Below are 425 nucleotides of genomic sequence, written 5' to 3' on the forward strand. Positions count from 1 at the left end.
CAATTGTAGCCATAACGCTGTATCTTCAGGCTGCACACTGGGCATTTCAATACAAGGAATCTTCTCACGATCAAGCATCACTGTTAAACACCCAATAATTGTGTTTCCCACTAAATAATGATAATCAACAAATTCCGGTACGTTCACCTCTCTATTCAGATCATTATTATTTTCATCTATTAAACTATAGGACGTATACGAAAATGCAACATGTGTTTCTTCCATAAATAACAATTGCGTCTCCAATTTATTTGGTAGCCAAATATCATCACTATCTAAAAAAGCAATATACCTTCCTCTCGCTTCTTTAATCGCTATATTCCGAGCTTTAGCAGCCCCCATATTTTCTTCTAATGATAATAACCGAATTCGTGAATCCCCTTCTATCATCTCTTTAATTTTTACAGCTGAGTGGTCCGTTGAAG

The 425-nt window shown here is 36.0% G+C and carries 1 protein-coding gene; it reads right to left on the reverse strand.

The features are described 5' to 3' along the window. The coding region (locus tag AC1DJR_RS33630) for a glycosyltransferase family 2 protein (protein ID WP_477004637.1) at positions 1-425 on the reverse strand (425 nt) is incomplete at both ends.

Source organism: Bacillus sp. 05T31 (genome assembly GCF_056396725.1).